This window comes from Microbispora hainanensis, from assembly GCF_006874475.1.
Taxonomy (GTDB): Bacteria; Actinomycetota; Actinomycetes; order Streptosporangiales; family Streptosporangiaceae; genus Microbispora; species Microbispora hainanensis.
Genome location: NZ_VIRM01000019.1, coordinates 110,048 through 134,175 on the forward strand (window position 1 = coordinate 110,048; position 24,128 = coordinate 134,175).

General features: G+C 71.3%; 20 protein-coding genes. 9 read left to right on the plus strand and 11 right to left on the minus strand.

What is annotated here, in order from left to right:
• The first annotated feature begins 28 nt into the window (after positions 1–28).
• Entirely contained in the window at positions 29–1,534 is a 1,506-nt protein-coding gene (locus FLX08_RS17620) for a M1 family metallopeptidase (RefSeq protein WP_142619951.1), read from the plus strand.
• Positions 1,535–1,603: 69 nt separating this feature from the next.
• Here FLX08_RS17620 and ilvA read toward each other — a convergent pair whose 3' ends face one another.
• The 3 genes from ilvA to FLX08_RS17635 are packed head-to-tail and all read right to left on the minus strand — an operon-like array spanning position 1,604 to position 5,047.
• Positions 1,604–2,818 carry a threonine ammonia-lyase gene (gene ilvA, locus FLX08_RS17625; protein WP_142619952.1) on the minus strand — a complete coding sequence of 405 codons (1,215 nt, stop codon included), beginning with the start codon at positions 2,816–2,818 and terminating at the stop codon, positions 1,604–1,606.
• A 37-nt stretch (positions 2,819–2,855) separates the two neighbouring features.
• Positions 2,856–3,824, minus strand: a complete 969-nt coding sequence (locus FLX08_RS17630) for an ROK family protein (protein ID WP_142619953.1) — start codon at positions 3,822–3,824, stop codon at positions 2,856–2,858.
• Complete coding sequence (locus tag FLX08_RS17635; protein ID WP_142619954.1) at positions 3,821–5,047, minus strand: FIST signal transduction protein; 1,227 nt, start codon at positions 5,045–5,047, stop codon at positions 3,821–3,823. Before FLX08_RS17635 ends, FLX08_RS17630 begins: the two co-directional genes overlap by 4 nt.
• A 159-nt stretch (positions 5,048–5,206) precedes the next feature.
• On the opposite strand from FLX08_RS17635, the gene FLX08_RS17640 reads away from it, so the two are divergent.
• From FLX08_RS17640 to FLX08_RS17655, 4 genes are all read left to right on the plus strand, one after another.
• The gene (locus tag FLX08_RS17640) at positions 5,207–6,616 is read left to right on the plus strand and encodes a sigma 54-interacting transcriptional regulator (RefSeq protein ID WP_142619955.1); all 1,410 of its coding nucleotides are present in this window, start codon (positions 5,207–5,209) and stop codon (positions 6,614–6,616) included.
• On the plus strand, positions 6,613–8,556 hold the full coding sequence (locus FLX08_RS17645) for a vWA domain-containing protein (protein WP_142619956.1): 1,944 nt from the start codon (positions 6,613–6,615) through the stop codon (positions 8,554–8,556). Before FLX08_RS17640 ends, FLX08_RS17645 begins: the two co-directional genes overlap by 4 nt.
• A 489-nt stretch (positions 8,557–9,045) precedes the next feature.
• A complete protein-coding gene (locus tag FLX08_RS17650) occupies positions 9,046–9,477 on the plus strand; it encodes a hypothetical protein (protein ID WP_142619957.1) in 432 nt (143 codons plus the stop codon).
• 72 nt (positions 9,478–9,549) lie between these two features.
• Entirely contained in the window at positions 9,550–10,767 is a 1,218-nt protein-coding gene (locus FLX08_RS17655; protein WP_208761514.1) for an MFS transporter, read from the plus strand.
• 24 nt (positions 10,768–10,791) lie between these two features.
• On the opposite strand, the gene FLX08_RS17660 is transcribed toward FLX08_RS17655, so the two are convergent.
• Complete coding sequence (locus FLX08_RS17660; protein ID WP_142619958.1) at positions 10,792–11,931, minus strand: cystathionine gamma-synthase; 1,140 nt, start codon at positions 11,929–11,931, stop codon at positions 10,792–10,794.
• 124 nt (positions 11,932–12,055) lie between these two features.
• Positions 12,056–13,426, minus strand: a complete 1,371-nt coding sequence (locus FLX08_RS17665; protein ID WP_142619981.1) for a cystathionine beta-synthase — start codon at positions 13,424–13,426, stop codon at positions 12,056–12,058.
• 122 nt (positions 13,427–13,548) lie between these two features.
• Here FLX08_RS17665 and FLX08_RS17670 point away from each other — a divergent pair, with 122 nt between their 5' ends.
• The 3 genes from FLX08_RS17670 (at position 13,549) to FLX08_RS17680 (ending at position 17,296) form a co-directional block, all read left to right on the plus strand.
• A complete protein-coding gene (locus tag FLX08_RS17670; RefSeq protein WP_142619959.1) occupies positions 13,549–14,523 on the plus strand; it encodes an SGNH/GDSL hydrolase family protein in 975 nt (324 codons plus the stop codon).
• Between the two features lie 47 nt (positions 14,524–14,570).
• Positions 14,571–15,938, plus strand: a complete 1,368-nt coding sequence (locus tag FLX08_RS17675) for an outer membrane protein assembly factor BamB family protein (protein ID WP_142619960.1) — start codon at positions 14,571–14,573, stop codon at positions 15,936–15,938.
• 140 nt (positions 15,939–16,078) lie between these two features.
• Complete coding sequence (locus FLX08_RS17680) at positions 16,079–17,296, plus strand: acetyl-CoA C-acetyltransferase (RefSeq protein WP_142619961.1); 1,218 nt, start codon at positions 16,079–16,081, stop codon at positions 17,294–17,296.
• A 48-nt stretch (positions 17,297–17,344) separates the two neighbouring features.
• Here the strand turns inward: FLX08_RS17680 and FLX08_RS17685 are convergent, their stop codons facing one another.
• The 3 genes from FLX08_RS17685 to FLX08_RS17695 form a co-directional block, all read right to left on the minus strand.
• A complete protein-coding gene (locus tag FLX08_RS17685) occupies positions 17,345–17,755 on the minus strand; it encodes a PPOX class F420-dependent oxidoreductase (RefSeq protein WP_142619962.1) in 411 nt (136 codons plus the stop codon).
• A 172-nt stretch (positions 17,756–17,927) separates the two neighbouring features.
• The gene (locus FLX08_RS17690) at positions 17,928–18,146 is read right to left on the minus strand and encodes a DUF4287 domain-containing protein (RefSeq protein WP_142619963.1); all 219 of its coding nucleotides are present in this window, start codon (positions 18,144–18,146) and stop codon (positions 17,928–17,930) included.
• A gap of 187 nt (positions 18,147–18,333) precedes the next feature.
• Positions 18,334–19,119, minus strand: coding sequence for a Bax inhibitor-1/YccA family protein (locus FLX08_RS17695; RefSeq protein ID WP_142619964.1), 786 nt, complete (start codon positions 19,117–19,119; stop codon positions 18,334–18,336).
• A gap of 407 nt (positions 19,120–19,526) precedes the next feature.
• Here FLX08_RS17695 and FLX08_RS17700 point away from each other — a divergent pair, with 407 nt between their 5' ends.
• Positions 19,527–21,032 (plus strand): sensor histidine kinase, encoded by a 1,506-nt coding sequence (locus FLX08_RS17700; RefSeq protein WP_142619965.1) that lies wholly within the window; start codon positions 19,527–19,529, stop codon positions 21,030–21,032.
• A gap of 34 nt (positions 21,033–21,066) precedes the next feature.
• Here the strand turns inward: FLX08_RS17700 and FLX08_RS17705 are convergent, their stop codons facing one another.
• Genes FLX08_RS17705 through FLX08_RS17715 form a run of 3 tightly spaced genes read right to left on the minus strand, consistent with a single transcriptional unit; the run spans position 21,067 to position 23,629 of the window.
• Positions 21,067–22,038, minus strand: coding sequence for an asparaginase (locus FLX08_RS17705; RefSeq protein WP_142619966.1), 972 nt, complete (start codon positions 22,036–22,038; stop codon positions 21,067–21,069).
• On the minus strand, positions 22,035–22,835 hold the full coding sequence (locus tag FLX08_RS17710) for a Clp protease N-terminal domain-containing protein (RefSeq protein ID WP_142619967.1): 801 nt from the start codon (positions 22,833–22,835) through the stop codon (positions 22,035–22,037). The genes FLX08_RS17705 and FLX08_RS17710 overlap by 4 nt, the downstream gene beginning before the upstream one ends.
• Before the next feature lie 56 nt (positions 22,836–22,891).
• On the minus strand, positions 22,892–23,629 hold the full coding sequence (locus tag FLX08_RS17715) for a trypsin-like serine protease (protein WP_167530466.1): 738 nt from the start codon (positions 23,627–23,629) through the stop codon (positions 22,892–22,894).
• Between the last annotated feature and the right edge of the window lie 499 nt (positions 23,630–24,128).

The following is a 24,128-nucleotide window of genomic DNA, read 5'->3' on the forward strand; positions in this document are numbered from 1 at the left end:
CACGGCTTCGCGTAGAGTTGCCACACATATGTCCACGCATCGTCTTCCTTCGCTCCTGGCGGCGACCATCACACCGGCCCGTGTGCGGGCCGGCCGGTCGATCTCCGCCGTGATCTGCGCCGTGGCCGTGGGCGCCGCCACAGCCTGCGCGCCGTCCGAGGGTGCGGTCACGCCGTCCCCGGCGGCGGCGGTCGCCTCGGCGTCGCCGGGCGCCGGCGCGTCGAACAGCACCGTCGGGGCCCCGGGGATCGGCGACCCCGACTTTCCCACCGACGGCAACGGCGGCTACGACGTCCAGCACTACGACCTGCGCCTGTCGTACGACCCGACGTCGAGGAAGCTCGCCGGCACCGCCACGATCGAGGCGACGGCGGCGCAGGACCTGACCTCGTTCGACCTCGACCTGCACGGGCTCACGGTGAGCCGGGTGACGGTCGACGGCGGTGCGGCCTCGTTCAGCCGCAGCAAGGACGAGCTCGTGATCGAGCCGGGCAGGCAGATCTCGAACGGCGCCCGCTTCGCGGTCACGGTCGACTACTCAGGCGTGCCGGAACCGATGCGCGACTCCGCCAACCTCGGCGAGTACGGCTTCATCTCCACCCCGGACGGGGCGTTCGTCACGTGTGAGCCGAACGGCGCGAAGACCTGGTTCCCGTCGAACGACCACCCCTCCGACAAGGCGACGTACGACTTCCGGATCACCGTCCCCGCGGGGCTGACCGCGATCGCCAACGGCGAGATGGCCGGGACGCCGCAGACGAACGCCGGCAAGACGACCTTCGTGTGGCGGGAGAAGCACCCGATGGCGAGCTATCTCGCCACGATGACGACCGGGAAGTTCCAGGTCCGCACCGGCACGAGCGCCAAGGGCCTGCCGATCTACGCCGCCGTCGCCGACTCCTTCCATGGCTCGCTCGACCAGCTCTACACGCAGACAGCGAAGATCACCGACTACTGGTCGAGCGTGTTCGGGCCCTACCCCTTCTCCTCCACGGGCGGCGTGATCGACGACTACGCGGCGGGGTACGCGCTGGAGAACCAGACCAAGCCCATCTATGGCGGCTTCTCCCCCGCGCCCACGATCATCGCGCACGAGCTGGCGCACCAGTGGTTCGGCGACAGCCTGACCATCAAGCGCTGGCGGGACCTGTGGCTCAACGAGGGCTTCGCGACGTACGCCGAATGGCTGTGGGCGGAGCACACCGGTCAATACACGGCCGATTCGGCCTTCCGGCGCTACTACGCGAACGCGGCCGACCCGATGTGGAGCTACCCCCCGGGCACGGCCCGGGCCGACGACCTGTTCAGCGCCGCCGTCTACAACCGCGGCGCGATGACGCTGCACGCCCTGCGCCGGGAGATCGGGGACGACAAGTTCTTCCCGCTGATCAGGGCGTGGACGGACGCCCACAGGTATGGCAACGTCACGACGCAGGAGTTCATCTCGATGGCCGAGCTGATCTCGGGGAAGAACCTCAAGGCGCTGTTCGACGCCTGGCTGTACGAGCCGAAGCGTCCCGCCCCGATCCCCTGATCCGCACCGCCCTGATCAATACAGCGCCGGTCAACACAGCGCCGGTCAACACAGCGCCGATCAACGAGCTCAGGAGAACAGCAGCTTGTAGCCGTCCCGCCGCAGGGCGCTGAGCACCTCGTCGCAGTGCGCCGGGCCGCGGGTCTCCAGTTGCAGCAGGACCTCGGCCTCCTCCAGGTGCAGCCGGGAGCCGAACCGCTCGTGGACCACGTCGAGCACGTTCGCGCCGAGGTCGGCCAGCCGGGCCAGCAGCGCGGCCAGCGCCCCGGGGCGGTCGGTCAGCCGGATGCGGAAGGCCAGGTAGCGGCCCGCCGCCGCCAGGCCGTGCCGCAGCACCCTGGCCAGCAGCAGCGGGTCGATGTTGCCGCCCGACAGCACGACGACCACCGGCGGCTCGAACGCGTGCGGCTGGTCGAGCAGCGCCGCGACCCCCGCCACCCCGGCCGGCTCCACCAGCAGCTTCGAGCGTTCGAGGCACAGCAGCAGGGCCCGTGACAGCGACTCCTCCGAGACCGTCACGACGCTGTCCACCAGATAGTGGATCAGCTCGAACGGCAGGTCGCCCGGCCGCCCGACCGCGATGCCGTCCGCCATCGTCGACGCGGGCTCGACCATCACCGGCCGGCCCGCGGCCAGCGAGTCGGGGTAGGCCGCGGCCCGCTCGGCCTGCACGCCCACCACCTTGATCCCCGGGCGCTGGGACTTCACCGCGAGCGCGACCCCCGCCGCGAGACCGCCGCCGCCGATGGGCAGCACGATCGTGGCCGTGCCGGGAAGCTGCTCCAGGATCTCCAGGCCGACCGTGCCCTGCCCGGCCACCACATCGGGGTGGTCGAACGGGTGGATGAACACCGCGCCGGTCCTGTCTGCGTGCTCCCTGGCCGCCCGCAGCGCCTCGTCGACCGTGTGCCCCGCGAAGATCACGTCCGCGCCGTACGCCCGGGTGGCCTCCACCTTCGGCAGCGGCGCGCCCTCGGGCATGTAGACGGTCGACTTGGCCCCGACCAGCGACGAGCCCAGCGCCACGCCCTGCGCGTGGTTGCCCGCGCTGGCCGCCACCACGCCCCTGGCCCGCTCCTCCTCGCTCAGCCGCGCGATCCGCACGTACGCCCCGCGGACCTTGAACGACCCGGCCCGCTGGAGGTTCTCGCATTTGAGGTGCACCGAGCCGCCGACGATCTCCGAGAGCACCCGTGAGTGCAGGATCGGCGTCTGCGCCGCCACTTCCGACAGCAACTCGCGTGCGGCGACGACGTCCTCGTACGTCACCTGTGGGACAGCCATGCGCCAATCATCACAGGTTCCAGAAGGCGACACGCGTTCAGAGTCCGGGTGACCAGTAGCTGTCACCCGCGATGACGAGGGCGGCGGCGCCGACGAGGCCGGCGTCCTGCCCGAGCGAGGCGGGCACGACCCGCACCCGCCCGGCGAAGCCCATCCGGGTGTGCTCCCGCAACGCCTCCTCCAGGGGCCCGAACAGCAGGCCGCCCGCCTGGCTGAGCCCGCCGCCGACGGTCACGAGATCGAGGTCGCACAGGTTGACGGCCGAGGCGATCGCGATACCCAGGGCTCGCCCGGCCCGGGCCATCGCGGCCAGCGCGATCGGGTCGCCCGCCGCGGCGTCGGCGGCCAGCCTGCGGGCGGTCGCCGTCCCCTCCTCCTGGTAGAGCCCCTCGCGCGTGACCTCGGCGTTCGGCGACCAGCCCTGGGCGAGCGCCCAGGCGGCGAGGCCGGGGCCGCGGGCGATCGCCTCCAGGCAGCCGGTGCCGCCGCAGCCGCACGGCGGGCCCTCGGGATCGACCACGACATGGCCGATGTGGCCCGCGTTGCCCGTTCCGCCGTCGATGAGCCTGCCGCCGAGGATCAGCCCGCCGCCGACCCCGGTCGACACGACCATCCCCAGCATGGCCGCGCTCCCCTGCCCGGCGCCGCGCCAGTGCTCGGCGACGGCCAGGCAGATCGCGTCGTTGTGGATGCGGACCGGGACGCCGGGAAAGCGCCCGGCGAGCCTGCCGCGCAGCGGGAAGCCGCGCCAGCCGCCCATGTTGAGCGGCGAGACCTCCCCCTCGGGCCAGGTCATCGGGCCGCCGCAGCCGACGCCCACGCCGGCGAGGGCGTCCGGCACGTCCAGCCGGTCGAGCAGGCCGGTCAGCGTCCGCCACAGCGTCTCGGCGTCTGCGCCCTGCGGGGTGGCGGCCCGCTCGGCGGCCACCACCCGCCCGTCCGGCTCCACCAGGCCTGCCGCGAACTTCGTACCGCCGATGTCGACGGCCAGGGTGAGGTCGCTCACGCACCCGCTCCCCTGCCGGTGGACAGGCCCGTGCCGCTGGAGAACCCGCTGCCGCTGGAGAAGACGAGCAGCGACGCGGTGAAGCCGTGCACGTGGTTGTGCCCGCTGACCGGCCCGACCTCGCCCGCGGCGAAGAACCCCGCCACCCCGATCGGCCCCAGCGTCTCGCGTACGGCGAGCGCGTCGTGGTCGGCCGAGTCGAACATGCCCGAGCCCCGGCCGTTGCAGGAGAACAGCAGGGCCCCCTCGACCCGGCCGGGCTGCTGCTGCAGATGGGCGTCGAGCAGTTCGTAGAGGTCCTCGTCGGCGGTCTCGGCGTCCCTGACCTGGAAGCGCACCGTCCTGCCGATCTCGATGACGTCGCCGACGGCCACCGCCTCGCGTTCGGGGTCGATGCCGATGACCCCGCGGATCAGGAAGTCGCCGCGCTCGTGGCGCTCGGCGTACTCGTCCATGGCGATGCCGATCTGTAAGCCGGCGGCCACCAGGTCGCGGTCCTCCTCGTCGAGGGCGCTGACGATGTCCTCCAGCCGGGCCAGGGCCGGCTGGCCGGCCAGCTCGAGCAGCACGTTGTCCTCCGCCCGGGTGACGACCATGGACGGGCCGATGGGCCGGCAGCCCTGGCTGACGACCGTCCCGATGTTCACCTCGCCGCCGATGATCACACCGATCGCGCCGGAGTCGTGCACCTCGCCGTTGGCGAACAACCGTACGGAGCCACGGCCCTGGAGCCCGTTGGCCAGGCCGCCGACGATCGGCAGGTTGCCCAGCACCTCATGGGAGTGCTCGATGAACGCGTCGGTGGGGAAGCTGTAGGGGTCGGCGAGCAGGATCGCGGCCCGGTCGTCGGGGACGCGCTCGGGCAGCCCCACGACCACGAACTTGTCCTCCGTCCTCAGCGTCTCCAGGGCGAAGGTGTCGATCCTGGCGCCGCCGAGGGAGGCCGCCCACGCGCTGACGGCGGGGGTCAGCTCCACGCCCTGGCCGTGCCCGATCACGCCGGTCGCGCTGCAGCCGATCACGTCGGCCCCGGACGCCACGGACATCGCCCGCCGGCCCGCGCTGGCCACGTCGTCGGGATCGTCCCCGCAGACGAAGAAACACACCAGGTCTGGCGGACCCGACAGGCCGGCCAACGCCTGGCGTACGGCCGTCTCGGCCGCTTCCACCAGGTTGGCGCCCACGGCGAGACCGTCGGCGAAGCGGCTCGTCAATACCGCCATGTCTCGCCCTCTCTTCCTCCGCGACTGTTTCCTTGGGCCGATTCTCCCCACTGAACGGAGGTCAACGCACAGGCCGCCCGTCCAATTGGCCTCACGGCCCGCAGCCGTGTCTTCAAACCCGGCTGCCGGATCGCCTGATGGGGACGTAGGCTCGACTCCGTGCACAAATCGCCCACGCCTGCCCCTAGCACTCTGCGTGAACTGCGCGAGAGTGGACACCGATACCGTTCGGTCAAGGCCGAGATCAGGGAGAATCTCCTGGCCCGGCTGCGGGCCGGCGAGACCCGGTTCCCCGGCATCGTCGGCTTCGACGACACCGTCCTGCCCCATCTGGAGAGGGCGCTGATCGCCGGCCACGACCTCGTGCTGCTCGGCGAGCGCGGCCAGGGCAAGACCCGCCTGATCCGCACGATCACCGGCCTGCTCGACGAGTGGTCGCCCGTGGTCGAGGGCTGCGAGATCAACGACCATCCGTACGAGCCGGTCTGCGTCCGGTGCCGGCGGCTGGCCGCCGCCCACGGCGACGACCTGCCGGTCGCGTGGAAGCACCGCGAGGACCGGTACGGCGAGAAGCTGGCCACCCCGGACACCTCGGTCGGCGACCTCATCGGCGACGTCGACCCCATCAAGATCGCCGAAGGCCGCACGCTCGGCGACCCGGAGACGGTCCACTACGGCCTGGTCCCCCGGACCAACCGGGGCGTCTTCTCCGTCAACGAGCTGCCCGACCTGGCCGAGCGCATCCAGGTGGCGCTGCTCAACGTGCTGGAGGAGCGCGACATCCAGGTCCGCGGCTACAACCTGCGGCTGCCCCTCGACATCCTGCTGATCGCCAGCGCGAACCCCGAGGACTACACCAACCGGGGCCGGATCATCACCCCGCTGAAGGACCGCTTCGGCGCGGAGATCCGCACGCACTACCCCCGCACCGTCGAGGACGAGCTGGTCCTGATCCGCCAGGAGGCCGACCTCGGCGCCCTCGGCGCCGACCTGCCCGACCACCTGGTCGAGGTGATCGCCCGGTTCACCCGCCTGGTCCGCGAGTCCACCGCGGTCGACTCCCGCTCGGGCGTGTCGGCCCGCTTCTCGATCGCCGCCGCCGAGACCGCCGCCGCCTCCGCCGTACGGCGGGCCGCGCTGACCGGGGAGGAACGGCCCGTCACCCGGGTCTGCGACCTGCCCGGCGTGGTCCACACGCTGCGCGGCAAGGTCGAGTTCGAGGTCAGCGAGGAGGGGCGGGAGATCGACGTGCTCTCCCACCTGCTGCGCCGCGCGACGGCCGAGACCTTCCGCGCCTCGCTCGGCGGCGCCGACCTCGCGCCGCTGCTCGACCGGTTCGGCGAGGGCGCGCAGGTCGAGTCGGGCGAGCTGGTGCCGGCCCACGAGCTGCTGCGCAGGATCGGCCGTGTCGAGGGCCTGTCGAAGATCATGACGCGGCTCGGCATGGGCGAGGGCGACGAGTCGCCCGGCCACGCCGCCGCGGCGCTGGAGTTCACGCTGGAGGGGCTCTACCTGATGCGCAGGCTGTCCAAGGACGAGACCGACGGCACCGCGGTGTACCGGACGTGAGCTACTTCTACCGGGAGTACCACGACGGGCCGGACCCGCTGGCTCCGCCCTACGACGTGCGCTCGGCGCTGGACGACATGGGCGACGCCATCCTGTCCGGCTCGACGCCGATGGACGCGCTGCGCGACCTGCTGCGGCGCGGGCTCCCCGGCGCTCCCGACCGCCGCGGCCTGGACGACCTGCTCCGCCAGGTGCGGCGGCGCCGCCGCGAGCTGCGCGACAACACCCGGCTCGACGGCACGCTGGAGCGCGTGCGCGCCCTGCTCGACAAGGCGATCGGCCAGGAGCGGGCCGAGCTGTTCCCCGACCCCTCCGACGACGCCCGCTTCCGCGAGGCGGCGCTCGACGCGCTGCCCTCGGACACGTCACGGGCGGTCCAGGAGCTGGCCGACTACGACTGGCGGTCGGCCGCCGCGCGGCAGACGTTCGAGGAGCTGCGCGATCTGCTGCGCCGGGAGGTCCTCGACAGCCAGTTCCGCGGCATGCGCGACGCGCTGGCCAACCCCGACCCGGCCGCGATGGAGCGGGTCCGGCAGATGATGTCGGACCTCAACGACATGCTGGACCGCGACGCCCGGGGTGAGCACACCCAGGAGGACTTCGACCGGTTCATGCAGCAATACGGGGACATGTTCCCCGAGAATCCGCGCAACCTCGACGAGCTGGTCGACCAGCTCGCCCGCCGTGCCGCCGCCGCGCAGCGGATGCTCGCCTCGCTCACCCCCGAGCAGCGCGAGGAGCTGGCCGGGTTGATCAACAACACGCTGGAGCAGGCCGGCCTGGCCGAGCAGATGCACCGGCTCGGCCAGGCCCTCTACGCCCGCCGTCCCGACCTCGCCTGGAACACCCCCGAACGGGTGTCAGGCGAACAGCCGATGGGCATGGGCGACGCGGTGACGGCCCTGCAGGAGCTGGCCGACCTCGGCGACCTGGAGACCGCGCTGCGCCAGGACTACCCCGGCGCCCGGCTCGACGACATCGACGAGGCGGCCATCCGGCGGGCGCTCGGCCGCTCGGCCGTGGACGACCTGGAGGCCCTGCGGCAGGTCGAGCGCGAGCTGGAGGCCCAGGGCTACCTGCGCCGCAACCGCGGCAAGCTGGAGCTCACCCCCAAGGCCGTACGCCGGCTCGGGGAGACCGCCCTGCGCCGGGTGTTCGCCTCGCTCGACTCGGGCCGGCGCGGCGACCACGACCAGCGCGACGCGGGCACGGCCGGGGAGCCGACCGGATCGACCCGCCCGTGGCGTTTCGGCGACGAGCAGCCCATCGACGTCGTCCGTACGGTCGTCAACGGCGTTCGCCGTGGCGGGGGCGCGCCGGTGAGCCTGACGGTGGACGACTTCGAGGTCGTGGAGACCGAGCGGCGCTCGGCGGCGGCCGTGTGCCTGCTGGTCGACCTGTCCTACTCGATGGCCCTGCGCGGCACCTGGGCGGCGGCCAAGCAGACCGCGCTCGCCCTCCAGGCGCTGGTGGCCTCGAAGTTCCCGCAGGACGCCGTGCAGATCATCGGCTTCTCGAACTACGCGCGGGTGCTGCGGCCCGACGAGCTGGCCGGGCTCGAATGGGACATGGTGCAGGGCACCAACCTCCATCACGCCCTGCTGATCGCGGGCCGTCACCTCGACCGGCACCCGGACTTCGAGCCTGTGGTCCTGGTCGTGACCGACGGCGAGCCGACGGCGCACCTCATGCGCAACGGCGTGCCGCGCTTCGAGTGGCCGCCGTCGCAGGAGACGCTGACGCTGACGCTCGCCGAGGTCGACAAGATGACCCGGCGACGCGCGACGATCAACGTCTTCATGCTGGCCGCCGACGAGCGGCTGCGCGAGTTCGTGGACGAGGTCGCCCGGCGCAACGGCGGCCGGGTCTTCTCCGCCAGCGCCGACCGCCTCGGCGAGTACGTCGTCAGCGACTTCCTGCGCGCCCGCCGCACCCGCTGACCCCGGATCCGGGGAGCTGGGGGCCGTGCACGCGCTGCGCCGGGTCGCCGCTACCGGGGAGGAGACGGACCGGTAGACGGTTCGCCGGCCGCCGGCCGGGCATTAAGCAGATCTGCGTGGGCGGGGGTGCCCACGGGGGCCGGGAAGCACCGGACACTGGACACTGGACAGCGGGCGCGGGCGGGAGACGGACGGCCGCGGCCCGGGGAGATCGATAATCGATTGCCGACCGGGTTGCAATCGGCGGACGATAGACAGGCATCCCCTGTTCGCGCTGGTCGTTCCACATGCACGTGGAAGGAGCGCTCCCATGTTCGCAGCGGTCGGCCTCGTCGTCCTCATGATTCTCACCGGAGTGCTGTACGAGATGGCGGTCCACAACCGCCCCCGTCGCCGGAAGTAGCCCGCGCCCTCCCGGCGTCCGACGCGCCCCGCGACGAGCGTGTCCGGGCACTGCGGAGCCGATCACTCAGGCGATAGCCTCTGCCCATGTCGCCTCTCGACCATCTGCTGCTGTGGTTGCACATAGGGTTCGCGATCTTCGCGCTCGGTCCGCTCACGGCGGTCACGAGCGTCACGCCGCGTTACATCCGGGCGCGCGATCTGAGCGTGCTGCGGTATCTGCACCGCGCGACCCGGATGTTCGGCCTGCTCACGATCGGGGTCTTCCTGTTCGGCCTGCTGCTGGGCCGCAGCGCGCTCGGCGCGCCCTACCTGTCGGTGTCGATGACGCTGTTCGTCGTGGCGGCCGTCCTGCTGGTGATCGTCGAGCGTGACCAGCGCACGGCCATCGCGGCGCTGTCCAGCGAGTCGACGGAGGACGACGCCAAGGTGCAGACCGGCCGGATCGCCGCGCTGGGCGGCATCAGCGCCCTGATCTGGCTCGTCATCCTGTTCCTGATGGTCTTCTTCAACCCCTGAGAAAAAGATTCCCGCTTACCCCTGAATGTCCGGTAGAACGTCTTTGGCCGGAAACGGGGGAAGAAGGAGCGGGTGCACTTAACGACGCGTCGCCGGGCGGCGTGGGCGCTGGTCGCCCTCGCCGTCGGGGCCTTCACCTACGTCACCGCCGAGGTGCTCCCCATCGGGCTGCTCACGGTCATGGCGGCCGATCTGGACCGGTCGCCGTCCGAGACGGGCCTGCTCGTGACGGGGTACGCCGCCGTCGTGGTGCTGGCGTCACTGCCGCTCACGCGGCTGACCCAGCGGGTGCCGCGGCGCAGGCTGCTCACCGTGACGCTCGGCGTGTTCGTCGCGGGGATGCTGCTGACCGCCGTGGCGCCGAACTATCCGACGCTGCTGGCCGCCCGGCTGCTGGTCGCGGCCACCCAGGCGTTGTTCTGGTCGGTCGCGACCCCGGCCGCGGCGGCGATGTTCCCCCCGGAGATCCGGGGGCGCGCGATCGCCCGGATGTCGATCGGCAGCTCCCTCGGGCCCGTCCTCGGCGTCCCGGCGGGCACCTGGCTCGGCCAGCAGGTCGGCTGGCGGGCCGCGTTCGCCCTGGCCGCGGTCGTCGGCCTGATCACCTGTGTCACCGTGGCGACGCTCATGCCCGGCCGCCGGCAGACGGGCGCGGGCTCCGACGGTCACGAACCCGGCCGCGGCGCGACCCCGGACGCCCGCCGCTACGCGCTGCTCGTCGTCGCCACCGTCATCGGCGTGGGCGGCTATCTCACCGCGTACACCTACATCACGCCGTTCCTGCTGAACTTCGGCGGCTTCGCCCCGGCCGCGCTCAGCCCGCTGCTGCTCGCGTCCGGGATCTCCGGGGTCGCGGGGACGATCGTGGTCGGCCGGCTGCTCGACACCCGGCCGAGAGCCGCCATCGCCGGGCCGCTCGCCCTCATCACGTGCGCGCTGCTCGCCCTGTACGCCTTCGGAGCCCTGCACCCGGTGGCGGTGGTGGCCCTCTGCGTGACGGGCATGTCGTTCAGCGCGCTGGCGGCGGCCATCGCGAGCCGCGCGCTGCAGGTGGCCCCGGGCAGCACCGACATCGCCTCGGCCGGCACCGGCTCGGCCTTCAACATCGGCATCGCGGGCGGGTCGCTGCTCGGCGGCGCGCTGATCGACCACTCGGGGGTCCGCAGCGTGACCGTGGCGGGCGCCGTCCTGACCGCCGCGGCGCTCGCCGCCCTGCTGTGCGAACGGTGGATGGCTCCCGCCCGCCCCTCCGCGCCGGAGCGTACGGCCCCGGCGCGTAGTGGGCGCTAAGCGGGCGCTGAGATTTCCGACGGCTCAGCCGAGGGCCTCGGTGAGGTCGGCCAGCAGGTCGTCGACGGTCTCGATGCCGACCGACAGGCGGACCAGGTCGGCGGGGACCTCCAGCGGCGACCCGGCGGCCGACGCGTGGGTCATCCTGCCGGGGTGCTCGATCAGCGACTCGACGCCGCCGAGCGACTCGCCGAGCGTGAACAGCTTGGCGCGGTTGCAGATCTCGACCGCGGCCTCCTCGCCGCCCTCGACGCGGAACGACACCATGCCGCCGAAACGCCGCATCTGCTTGGCCGCGACCTCGTGGCCGGGGTGCTCGGGCAGGCCCGGATAGAGGACCTGGACGACCTTCGGGTGCGACAGCAGCAGGTCGACCACGCGCTCGGCGTTGTCGCAGTGCCGGTCCATGCGCACGCCCAGCGTCTTGAGGCCGCGCAGCGTGAGCCAGGAGTCGAACGGCCCGGCCACCGCGCCCATCGCGTTCTGGTGGTAGGCCAGCCGCTCGCCGAGGTCGGCCGACCGCGTCACCAGCGCACCGCCGACCACGTCGGAGTGGCCGCCGACATACTTGGTCGTCGAGTGGACCACGACGTCGGCGCCGAGGCTGAGCGGCTGCTGCAGGTAGGGCGAGGCGAAGGTGTTGTCCACCACGAGCACCGCGCCGCCGTCGTGGGCGACGGACGCCAGAGCGGCGATGTCCGCGACGTTCAGCAGCGGGTTCGTGGGCGTCTCCACCCAGATCGCCCTCGTCTCCGGCCGTACGGCGGCGCGCACCGCGTCAAGGTCGCCGAGCGGCACCGGGTCGAAGGTGACCCCCCACTCCTGGAGCACCCGCGAGAACAGCCGATAGGTGCCGCCGTACGCGTCGTCGGGGATCACCACGTGGTCGCCGGGCTTGCAGACGGTGCGCAGCAGCGTGTCCTCGGCGGCGAGGCCCGACGCGAAGGCCAGCCCGCGCACGCCGCCCTCGACGGCGGCCAGCGCCTCCTCCAGGGCGGTCCTGGTCGGGTTGGCCGACCGGCTGTACTCGTAACCCGCCCGCAGGCCGCCCACGCCGTCCTGCTTGTAGGTCGAAACGGCGTATATAGGAGGAACGACGGCGCCCGTGTGCGGGTCCGCCTCCTGGCCCGCGTGGATGGCCAGCGTCTCGAAACCTTGGTTCATGAGGTCGAGCGTAGCCGCACGCACCGCCTGGTCCCGGCGGGTGTGCGGCGGGCGCGCCGACCCGGGAACGCCACGCGGCACCGGCGGTCGACGATCCGGCGCCGGTGCGCGCGAGACAGCGTGATCAGTGGTTGGCGAGGAAGGCCAGCAGGTCCTGGCGGGTGACCATGCCGACCGGCTTGCCGTCGTCGAGGACCACGGCGGCGTCGGCCTTCTCCAGCGCCTCGACCGCCCGGGCCACCGGCTCGCCGGAACCGATCATGGGCAGCGGCGCGGACATGTGACCGCCGATCGCGTCCTCCGACCGCACCCGCCCGCGATAGAGGCCCTCAAGCAGGTCGCGCTCCACGATCGAGCCGATGACCTCGGCCGCCATGACCGGCGGCTCCTCCTTCATGACCGGAAGCTGGGAGACGTTGTACTCCCGCATGATCGAGATCGCGGTGCCGACCGACTCGTGCGGGTGGACGTGGACGAACTCGGGCAGCCCCGGCGTCTTGCGGCCCAGCACGTCGCCGACCAGGCCCTCCTCGCTCGACGTGGTGAGGAAGCCGTAGTCGGCCATCCACTCGTCGTTGAAGATCTTCGACAGGTAGCCGCGGCCGCCGTCCGGCAGCAGCACGACCACGACGTCGTCCGGCCCGGCCGCCTGGGCCACCCGTACGGCCGCCACCACCGCCATGCCGCACGAGCCGCCGACGAGCAGCGCCTCCTCCCGTGCGAGCCTGCGGGTCATGCCGAACGAGTCCTTGTCGGAGACCGCGATGATCTCGTCGCAGATCGTGGTGTCGTACGTCGCGGGCCAGATGTCCTCGCCGACGCCCTCCACCAGGTAGGGGCGGCCGGTGCCGCCGGAGTAGACGGAACCGACGGGGTCGGCGCCGATGACCTTCACCCGGCCGCCGGAAACCTCCTTGAGGTATCTGCCGGTGCCGCTGATCGTCCCGCCGGTGCCGATGCCGGCGACGAAGTGCGTGATCCTGCCCTCGGTCTGCTCCCAGATCTCCGGCCCGGTGGAGTGGTAGTGGCTCGCCGGGTTCTCGGGGTTGGAGTACTGGTCGGGCTTCCAGGCGTTCGGGATCTCGCGGGCCAGCCGGTCGGACACCGAGTAGTACGAGTCGGGGTGGTCGGGCGAGACGGCGGTCGGGCAGACGACGACCTCGGCGCCGTAGGCGCGAAGCACGTTGATCTTGTCCTGGGCGACCTTGTCCGGGCAGACGAACAGGCAGCGGTAGCCCTTCTCCTGCGCCACGATGGCCAGGCCCACACCGGTGTTGCCGGAGGTCGGCTCGACGATCGTGCCGCCCGGCTTCAGCGCGCCGCTCCGCTCGGCGGCCTCGATCATCCGCACGGCGATGCGGTCCTTCACCGAACCGCCCGGGTTGAAATACTCCACCTTGGCCAGGACCTGGGCGGGCGCGCCCGCCGTTACCCTGCGCAGCCGGACGAGCGGGGTGTTGCCCATCAGCTCCACCAGCGAGTCGTGTACGCGCACCGCCATGACCACCTTGTTTGCCGAAGCTTGTCAGCCTGCCGTCAGCCGCGATTCCGATAGGGGTGGCCGGAACTCGGCTAGTTTCTTCTTTCAAACCGTACCGTGAGCATGGAGGAGGGCGGGTGGTCTGGACGTCCGGCGCGGTGCGCGCCGCGCGGCGCATCGCCACCGCCGCCGCCCTGGGCGGAGGCGGTCTCACAGCACTGGGAGCGGTCACGTACGGCCTGCTCATGGCCGAGGCCATGGTGGCCCGGCGCATCGTGGGGCAGCCGCACGGCCTCGACGGCCCGCACTCCGACGGCGTGTACGGCGCCTTCCCCGGAGAGCCGATCCGGATGGCCGTCCTCGGCGACTCCACCTCCGTCGGTCTCGGCATGACCGACGCCGAGGACACCCCGGGTGTCCGTATCGCGTACGGGCTGGCGGCGGTGGCCGAGCGCCCGGTGCACCTCACCGTCGTCGGCCAGTCGGGCGCGGCGTCGGTGGACCTCGGCGTCCAGGTGGACCGCGCGCTGGAGGCACGGGCGGAGATCGCGGTCATCTTCGTGGGGGCCAACGACGTGACCACGGCCACCCTGCCGGCCCGGGCCGTACGGCACCTGCAGAAGTCGGTGCGCCGGCTGCGCGAGGCCGGCGCGGAGGTGGTCGTGGGCACCTGCCCCGACCTGGGCACCGTACGCCCGATCGCGCAGCCGCTCCGATGGGTCACCCGGCGCTGGTCGCGGCAGCTCGCCGCGGCCCAGACGGTCGCCGTCATCGAGGCGGGCGGCCGCACGGTGGCGTTCGCCGACCTGCTCGGACCCGAATTCGACGCGAACCCGGCAGAGATGTTCGGACCTGATCGTTTTCACCCATCTGCCCGAGGTTACCTACAAGCCGCGTACGCAGTGCTACCGTCTGTATGCGCCGCGTTGGGGTTGTGGCCCGAGCCGGAACCCGTGCGCGTCGAAGGATCGCAATACCTCTTGGCCGCAATGGCCGTGGAGGAACCCGGCACCGAGGTCACCGCGACCCGTGTCGCCGGCCGGGCGGTCGGCCCCCATGGACGATGGGCGGCGCTGCTCCGCCGGAGACCCGGGCCGCTTCCGAACGCCTAGAGCCGGTTACCTCCTGCGGCCGGGCCATCACCCCCTGTAGGAGCGAAATGATCCGGCCCCAGCTGAACCACGCGAAACCCGCTCTGGCGCTCGCCGCGACCGCCGTGCTGGCGGGGAGCGCCCTCACCGGCTGCTCCGGCGGCGACGAGGCCGCCAAGGACTACCCGGCCTGGCAGAACACGCAGGTGAACGCGGTCAGCCGGGCCACAACGGGAGGCGGCGTCGCGGCCACCACCTCCCTGCGGCCCGACGGCTCCCTGGAGACCGTCGTCCTCGACCTCGCCACCGGCCGCCGGCTCTGGGCGCACCCCGCGACGATGACGGGCCGGCTCCCCGGCATGGGGGTGCAGGCCCCGGCGACCGTGGAGACCGGCGGCGGGCAGGCCGTGGTGATCGCGCTCGATCCCCCCGCCGCCGGCCACAAGGGCGCCACCCTGGTCGCCAGGGACGCCCGCACCGGCCAGCAGAAGTGGACCAGGCCCGTGCGCTCCACCTTCGGGCCGCAGCGCTGCGGGACGTATGTCTGCGTCTCCGAGGACACCGCGCTCTCCACTGCGCGGGTCGTGGTCCTCGACCCCCGCGACGGAGCCGTGAAGTGGCGCCTGGCCGGCATCGCCGAGGTCGAATGGTCCGACGCGTCGAAGGTCGTCATGCTCAGGCTCGCCTCCCACCCCGTGCTGGAGGCCCGCACGCTCAAGGACGGCAAGACCCTCTGGCAGCTGCCGATCGAGCAGGCCCTCGGCCCCGACGTCGACCTGAGCGGGGGCTGGGCCTTCGGCGCGACGGGCGACAAGATCATCGGGTACGTCGCCCCGTACACCAACCCGGAGACCAAGGAAACCTCGACGTTCGGCCTGTTCTCCGCGCGTCTGGCCGACGGCGCCGTCGACTGGATGCGGCCGTCCGTCGTCCGCGTCTACCCGAGCGGCAACCCCGCGTACGCGCCGGTCGTCCGCCCGGTCGACGAGCAGGGCCAGTATGGCGGGTTCGCCCGGCTCGACGCCGAGACCGGACGGGTCCTGGGGCAGATCACGCCCGCCCAGGTGCCCGGGTCGGGCTGGTGGCTCGCCTTCCCGCCCGAGATGAACAAGCTCGGCTTCCTCAAGCGCGACGCGCCCGGCTCGGTCTTCGACCTCAGCACCGGCGAGCCGACCCCGGTGAGCGGCGCGACCGGCTGGTCGTTCTGCGTGACCGACCCCAAACCGCTGCCGCTGCGCGGCATGATCCCCGGGTTCTACTCGATCGCGGCGCTGTGCGAGTTCGACCTGGCCACGGGCAAGCGCAAGAACTCCTCCGCCGCGCCGCCCTCCTGGTTCACGGGCAGCCAGAACGGCTGGCGCCTGTGGCGCGACGAGAAGGGCGCCCTCCACGCCGTCAAGGACGGCACCGCCACCACCCCCGGCATGTACGGCTGAGTTCACCGCTTGTGCAGTAGTACAAAATTCTGGTGAGTGGGGCCTGGGGCGTGGCGGGCGGCGTACCGAGGGGTAACCTCCGGTGAGGAGGCCCCCCGGAACCCCGTGTGGAGGGGCACGAGATCAGGCAGGAGAGTCACATGCCCGAGGCAGTCATCGTGGCGACCGCGCGGTCGCCGATCGGCCGCGCCTTCAAGGGGTCACTCAAGGACATCCGCCCGGACGACCTGACCGTGCAGATGGTCCGCGCCGCGCTGGCGAAGGTGCCGCAGCTCGACCCGAACGACGTTGACGACCTCATGCTGGGCTGTGGGCTCCCCGGTGGCGAGCAGGGCCACAACCTGGGACGTGTGGTCGCGGTGATGCTCGGGCTCGACAACGTGCCGGGCACCACGGTGACGCGTTACTGCTCCTCCTCGCTGCAGACGACGCGGATGGCGTTCCACGCCATCAAGGCGGGCGAGGGCGACGTTTTCATCTCGGCCGGTGTCGAGACCGTCTCCCGCTTCGTGAACGGCAGCTCCGACATGCCCCAGGCGCAGAGCCCGCTGTTCGACGAGGCGAAGGCGCGTACGGAGGAGACCGCCAAGGGCGGCGCGCCGGTGTGGCACGACCCGCGTGAGGACGGCGCGCTGCCGGACGTCTACATCGCCATGGGTCAGACGGCCGAGAACGTCGCGGCCCTGAGGGGCGTCTCGCGGCGCGAGCAGGACGAGTTCGGCGTGCGCTCGCAGAACCTCGCGGAAAAGGCCATCGCCAACGGCTTCTGGGAGAGCGACATCACCCCGGTGACGCTCCCCGACGGCAGCGTGGTGAGCAAGGACGACGGCCCCAGGGCCGGCACGACGTACGAGGCGGTCTCGCAGCTCAAGCCGGTCTTCCGGCCGGACGGCACGGTGACGGCGGGCAACTGCTGCCCGCTGAACGACGGCGCCGCCGCGGTGGTCGTCATGAGCGACATCAAGGCCGCCGAGCTGGGCATCACGCCGCTCGCCCGGATCGTGTCGACCGGCGTCACCGGCCTGTCTCCGGAGATCATGGGGCTGGGCCCGATCGAGGCGTCGCGGCAGGCCCTCGCCCGCGCGGGCATGTCGATCGGCGACGTCGACCTGGTCGAGATCAACGAGGCGTTCGCGGCCCAGGTGATCCCCTCCTACCAGGAGCTGGGCATCGACATCGAGCGGCTCAACGTGAACGGCGGCGCGATCGCGGTGGGTCACCCCTTCGGCATGACCGGCGCCCGCATCACCTCCACGCTGGTCAACAGCCTCCGGTTCCACGACAAGTCGATCGGGCTGGAGACGATGTGCGTCGGCGGCGGGCAGGGCATGGCGATGGTGCTGGAGCGGCTGTCCTGAGCGACGGGATTCACGCCGGTCCCGGCCGGAGCCGGGACCGGCGTGGGCTCAGCCGTGGAAGTCGGGGCCGGCGCGCGTGGGCTCGACCCGGATGATCACTCGCTTATCCCGGATCATGGCGTCGCGGTAGTCGTCCCAGTCAGGGTGCTCGCCGCTGATGTCGCGGTAGTACTGCACCAGGTGCTCCATCGCGTCCGGCAGCGAGACGACGTGGGCGACGCCCTCGATCTGCATCCACTGGCCGTAGAAGGCGTCGGTCATCACGGTGAGCACGACCTGCGGGTTCTCCCGCAGATTGCGGGTCTTGACGGCCGTCTCGCGGCTGCTGACGACGATGTAGCCGTCCTTGTCGCAGCCGACGGTCACCGGGGAGGTCTGCGGCCGGCCGTCCGGATGGCGGGTCAGCATGACCGCTCGGTGGTTGCTCCTGACGAACTCACGCGCCTTGTCGAGATCCATACAACAATGATGCGCCCGCACCGGACCGGTGCGGGCGCGTCAGTGCTGCCTTGGGGACGGTAGTCCGCTTCCTACGCTGCGCCTCCCTGCCTGCGCGCTGTGCTGGTGTGCTCGTAGGTCCTGTGTGCGCGGGACGTCACTGCCGCCTCCCGCGCTCCGGTCGAGAAGTGGTCTAGAAGCGACGGCGCCGCTCGTGTTCGAGGACGATGGCGGCGGCGTAGCCGTGGCTCAGCCCGTGCTCGTCGGCGAGCCAGTTGGCCCGCTCTTCACAGCGTAGGAACGACGGGCCGTTGTCGATGGCTTCGAACCACTCTGGGAGGTCGCGCCCGGTTATGGACGGGACGCGGGCGATCAGCTTGGTCTGGGTCTCCGGTGAGTGGTTCAACGACATGGGCACCTCCACGGAAAAGGCTGCTTTGTGTCACAGTGCATCACCGGTCCGCGCTTGACAAGCCCTCGGCGGCATTGATTTGTTACAGGATGTTGATCGAAAGTTACGGTAATGATCACCAGATCCTGATATAGCGCATCAAAAGGGCGCCGCTCCCGAAGGAACGGCGCCCCTTTCGTTCGTACGGCTAGTCGTTGTTCGTGAAGTAGCTGATGAAGCGGAGAATCTCCAGGTAGAGCCAGACGAGGCTCAGGGTCAGGCCGAACGCCATCAGCCAGGAGTAGCGCTCCGGCACGCCGGCCCGCACCCCCTGCTCGATCTCGCTGAAGTCGAGCAGCAGGAAGAAGCAGCCGAGCAGGATCATGCCGATGCTGAAGATCCAGCCGATGGGGCTGTCGGTGCGCAGGCCCAGGCCACCGCTGACGAAGATGCTCGCGATCCAGTTGATCAGCAGGAGGCCGATCGCGCCGAACGCGGCGGCGACCACGAACTTGGCGAACTTCGGCGTCGGCCGGAAGATCTTCAACGCGTACACGGCCAGCGTGCCGCCGAAGGCCACCATCGTGCCGAGCACGGCCTGCAGGACGATGCCGTTGTAGACGTCGTTGTACATGTGGCTCAGCACGCCGATGGCGATGCCGTAGCAGACGGAGTATCCGAGAATCAGTGCCGGATTGGTGCTCTGCCGGAACGAGACGATGAGCCCGAGGATCAGGCCCACGATCATCGCCGGCGCCGCGAGCCCCCAGCCGACGTTGAAATACCAGGCCAGGGCGGCCGAGACGACGAGCGTGCCGAGGGTCATGAAGCCGCGCACCACGACGTCGTCGATCGTCATGGCCCGCGCCGACGGGGGAGCGTACGCGGGGGCGGCGTACATCTGGTTCAACTGGTCCACGCTGGGCGCCGGACCGGCCCACGCTTGCTGACCAGCCGCCCCGCGCCGACTGAATATGGGGTTCTTGCTCTCCATTCGCTTCCTCCAGGACGCGACTCACCGGATCAGCCGCTGCGCGGCCTAGTGGGGATGGTGCCCGAGGAGCGGTGCCCCTACAAGTAGAGCGCCACTCCACCGCAGTGGCAACGAGCAGGATCTCCGGCGAGTTCCCGCCGCACCTCGGTGACGACGAGATCCGACGCCGACGACATAAGTTACTTGAATGATTCCTTTACTTGAGCCCTTCAAGTCTCGTTGCTAACCTGGTGCGGAGCCGAGAAGTAGCGGCCTGACCAGGCAGAACGCCACAGCGTCACTCCGCCTGCCGTTGCGAGCCTATTCCGAACCTCACAGGCACAGCAGCCCGTCCGGTCACTTCGCCACCGGAGAGCCGCACGACCGTCGCCTGTGCCGCTGGGAATGTCATCGCGAGGAGGACGGCAATGAACGTCAGCGGCCCAGCGTTCTTACGAAGACTCCGACCTGAATCCATCCGAGGACGCATCACCGTCCTCGTCACGGCGCTTGCCATCCTGCTGCTGATCCCCACCGGGATCCTGGGCAGCCTGCTGGCCCGGCAGGCGTTCTCCACCGCGGTCTCGCTCGACGCCCGGCAGGAAGCGGCGCTCACGGCCGCCGCGTGGCGTACGGGTCACGTCCGCAACGGCATCACCCCGCAGGTGGCCGGGATCAACCTGGTCCAGGTGGTGGCTCCCGATCACCGCGTTCTCGCCGCGTCAGCGGCGGCCCGGGGCAGGCCGCCGCTGACGTCCTTCTGGCCGTCCGAGGCCGATCCGATGCAGGACCTCCAGACCTGCACGCACGACGGGCTCGGCTGCCTGCGCCTGTCGGCGCTGCGGATGATGCCGGGGCCCGACTCCCCCGTGGTGTACGCGGGACGCCCCATCGACGGCTTCACGCCCGTCGGAATGTTCGATCTGCTTTTCACCGCGGAGGTCGCCGTGCTCGTATTGCTCACCGCCTGGGCCGCCTGGAAGGTGGCCGGACGCACCCTGCGCCCTGTCGAGGCCATCCGCAGCGACCTGGCCGCCGTCAACGTGAACGACCTGGACACCCGGGTGCCCGAACCGGCCGGTGACGACGAGATCGCGCGGCTCGCCCGCACGGTGAACAGCACGCTCGCCCGCATCGAGCAAGCGAAGATCACCACCGAGCGGGCGCTGCGGCGGCAGCGCGAGTTCGCCGCGGACGCCTCCCACGAGCTGCGCACTCCGCTCGCCGGCCTGCGCACGCAACTGGAGGAGGCGCAGCTTCACCCCGGCGAGACCGATCTGCGGTCACTGCTCAGGGACGCGCTGCTCGACGTGGGGCGGCTGGAAGCGATCATCGACGACCTGCTCCTGCTGGCGAAGGTGGGGGCGACGGCCCCGGGCCGCAAACCTGTGGACCTGTCCGCGCTGGTCAGGGACGAGGTCGCCCGCCGGAGCGACCGCATACCGGTGCGCCTTCGGCTGGCGGACGGGGTCAGGATGCACGCCGCGCCGCGCCACCTCGCCCGTCTGCTGACCAACCTGCTCGACAACGCGCAGCGGCACGCCAGGAGCCTGGTCGAGGTCGAGCTCCGGCGCGACGACGGCTTCGTCCAGCTGTCGGTCAGCGACGACGGTCCCGGCGTGCCGGTGTCGGAACGGGAGCGGATCTTCGAGCGGTTCGCCAGGTCGGACACGGCGCGCAGCCGGGGCCGCGGGGGCACCGGGCTCGGCCTGGCCATCGCCCGCGACATCGCCCGCGCCCACTGCGGCACCCTGGTGGCGACCGAGTCGTCGTTCTGCGGCGCCATGTTCGTGCTGCGCCTGCCGGTCTCCGGCTGCCCGCAGAACACCGACGCCGCACCTTCGCAGGCCACGGCCGACGCCGCCGCCGGCCCGTACGCCGAGTCGTCGCAGGTGGCGGACGCCCTGACGCCGGTGCACGACCGACGCGCCTGACGGTGGTGCGCACGAGCGGCGCACCTGACGGTGGTCAGAGGCGGGCGAACCAGTCGCGTACGGCGTGCCGCCCACCCTCGCCGAGCGCCACCATCAGGGCATATCTGGCCTTCACCGGAGCCAGCCCGCGTGCCCCGATGGCGCCGACCTTGCCGGCCAGCCCCAGACCGAGCGGGAGTTCCTCCAGTGCGACCGGCCGGGTGCGGCACCGCGAGGCGACCACCACGGGGATGTCCCACTCCGCCAGCTCGCTGAGGGTCGCGTACAGGGTGATCGGGACGTTACCGGCGCCGGTGCCCTCCAGCACGACGCCCCTGGCTCCGGCGTCCACGACGGACGTGATGATCACCGGATCCATCTCCGGATACGTCTTGATCAGCGCGACGTTCGTCTCCGGCTCTCCCCGGGCGGCCGGGGGCCGTGGTGGCGGCGTCGCCGTCATCTCGACCCGGCCGTCCACCACCCGGCCGAGGATCGGCGCGGGGGCGGACGAAAGGGCCGCCACGCTCGTGGCGTCGGTCATCGTGACCCAGCGGGCCGCGTGCAGCTCGTCGTTCACGCAGACCACCGCGCCGGCGCCGCGAAGAGCCGGATCGGCCGCCGCGGCCAGGGATGACGCGAGATTGCGCGGGCCGTCGCTCGACAGCTCGTCCAGTCCGCGTACGGCACCGGTCAGCACGATGCCACCGCGCAGAGCGGCGGGGCCCGCGAGCAGGTCCGCGAGGAAGGCCGTCTCCTCGATCGTGTCCAGGCCGTGGGTGACGACCACACCGTCGAACCCCTCGTCCAGCAGGGCCGAGCGGGCACGGCGGGCCAGCCGCAGCATGGTGGACGGCGAGGTGTCCCAGCTCGGCTCGGCCTGCACGTCCTCGGTCACGACCTCCACGCCGGGGTTCCCGGGGATGGCCGCCAGCAGGCCGGCGGCCGTCGTGAGCCCCGGGCGGCCGGTGTGACGGGCGTACGCCATGACGTCGCCCGTCGCCACCAGCAGCACGCGTCCGCTCACTCCGCGCCGTCCTCGGCGGGGGCGGAGACTCCGGCGTGCTGTTCGAGCCGCTCGATGCGCCGCATGAGCGGGGCGATCTCCTGACGGACGACCGCCGCCACTGCCTGCGCTGCGTTCTGGGACGTCCCCGGGGACGCGGAGGCGTCCTGGGCCTGGGCTCGGAGGTGGACGTAGCCGGCGAGCGCCGCGACGACCGCGCGCCGCGTGAGGCGTGGCTCGGCACCCCGCTCGCGCAGCACCTGCCCGCCGATGCCGTCGGGCTCGGCGACCAGGCCGAGCAGCAGGTGCTCGCACCCGATGTAGTTGTGCCCCAGCGCATGGGCCTCGGTGACCGCCAGTTCGAGGGCGTTGGCCGCGTGCGCGTCGAACCGGCTTGGACCGTCCTTCGGCGTTCCCTCGTCCCCGGACTCGTTCAGGCCGGTGGGTGCGGCCGGGCGGCGGCTCGCGAGGTCGCGCTCGATCAGAGCGGGCTCGACCTCCATGGCCCGCAGCACGTGGAGGGCGAGGTTCTGCCCCTCGGCCAGCATCGCGGCGAGCAGGTGCTCGGTGCCGATGCCGGCGGCGTTCTCGGCCCGGGCCCGTTCCAGCGCCAGCCGGAAGACGGCGCGCGTCCTGGGCGTGAAGTGCGACAGCCGGGGGTCGTCGATCTCGAAGTCGCCGAGGATGCTCTCGCGGATGGCGCTCACCCGGCGGACCGCCTGCTCCAGCGCCCGCTGGCAGATCGCGGACACCGGAAGCGCCGCCTCCTTGACCGCCTCCGCCAGATCATCCGGCAGGTACACGTTGATCTTAGGCATGCACCATTCATACCCCCATTGGGGTTACACGTCTACCCCCAATCGCGAAAGCGGCGTCAGGGGAGCGTGACGTGCTTGCCGAGGAACTCGCGGACCTCGGGGATGTCCAGGCGGTAGTCGACGTTGGTCGTCTTGCAGGCGTCGTCCACACCGCTGATCGTCGTGGCCACGAGCAGGTTCGAGTCGGGGCCACCCAGGAAGTTGGGGCCACCGGAGTCGCCGTAGCAGGTTCCGCCCTCACCGCGCGAGGGGTTCGGCACCAGATCGAGCCATCTCGTGCCGAGGCGCTTGAAGGAGATGGAGGTCTGGCTGCGCGTGTCGGTGTAGTGGTAGCGCCATCCGTTCCCGTCCCGCTTCTTCGTGGGCTCCACCGAGCCGTACCCGACCGGGGTGAAGCGCGCGGTCTGCAGGCTGCCGTCGGCCTTGAGCTGGTCGAGCAGGCCCAGGGAGGGCAGCTTGGCCGGCGTGATGCCCTCGACGGGCGCAGGGAAGATCACGACCGCCAGGTCATAGGCGTCGCCCTTGTATCGCGAGTCGGGCACGTAGCGGCCGATGTAGAGCTTCTCGCCCGGCTGGTAGCGGTCGGCGAAGGAGACCCGGGCGGTCTTCTGGCCCTTGTGCCCGCAGTGGGCGGCCGTGAGGAAGACGTTCGGCGAGATGAGGGTGCCGGTGCAGTACGCCCACGTGCCGTCGCTTTCCGGCTTGTCGGCGATGAGGGCCCCCACTTCCGGGTGATCGTTGTTGTCCGCCGAGCCATGGGTGATGGCCGACGCGGGCACGGCAATACCGATCACCAAACCCACCAGAACCATGACAAAAAGGACGAAACGCATGCCCGAATGTATCCGAGCATGGACTCTCTATGACAAATAGGACGCAGAAAATCTACCGGCCGCCAGATCGGCGATTTCCCCACCCCATGTGCCACTCCCGCCCCTCCAGCCAAAGGACAAGCGGCCCGCAGTAAGGCAATCCAGGCCGCTTCCCGCGGCTTCCTGCCGCGACAGCCCGCGAGGCCGTGGTCGATGAGCTGGTCTCCTCATCCTCCAACGAGGTCCTCGCAGCCCAGCTTCATCCAGGTCTGCCCCACCACGACGTGGAGCTCGCCGCCTCGACCCAGCACGGTCGCCGTCCTGGGGATCGGTCGTCCGTCGGGCATCACCAGTCGTGCGGAACGATCCGCAGAAAATGCCTCTCCTTGAATGCTCCCAGCCACCAGCCGATGCCGGTCCTCGCCATAGCCGCCGACGAGAACGACTCGGTCACCGGCGACCACAAGCGCACGTGCGCCAT